This window comes from Paenibacillus sp. OSY-SE, assembly GCF_000283315.1.
Lineage (GTDB): Bacteria > Bacillota > Bacilli > Paenibacillales > Paenibacillaceae > Paenibacillus_B > Paenibacillus_B profundus.
The window spans coordinates 1-236 of sequence record NZ_ALKF01000042.1; the positions used below are offsets into that span (position 1 = coordinate 1).

Below are 236 nucleotides of genomic sequence, written 5' to 3' on the forward strand. Positions count from 1 at the left end.
ACCCCGGGGCACGTTGACTTCACTGTTGAAGTTGAACGTTCCCTTCGTGTATTGGACGGAGCAGTTGGTGTTTTCAGTGCGAAAGAAGGCGTTGAGCCTCAGTCTGAAACCGTATGGAGACAGGCTGATCGCTATGGCGTTCCACGGATCGCATATGTAAACAAAATGGATATTATCGGTGCCGACTTCTTGAACGTTGTAGCTGATATGCGTGATCGCCTTCAAGCGAACGCAGT

The 236-nt window shown here is 50.0% G+C and carries 1 protein-coding gene; it reads left to right on the plus strand.

All coding sequences use genetic code 11. The annotated features are described in order from the left end of the window. Positions 1–236: GTP-binding protein (locus A372_RS32640; protein ID WP_036702621.1), on the plus strand; the 236-nt coding region annotated here is incomplete at both ends.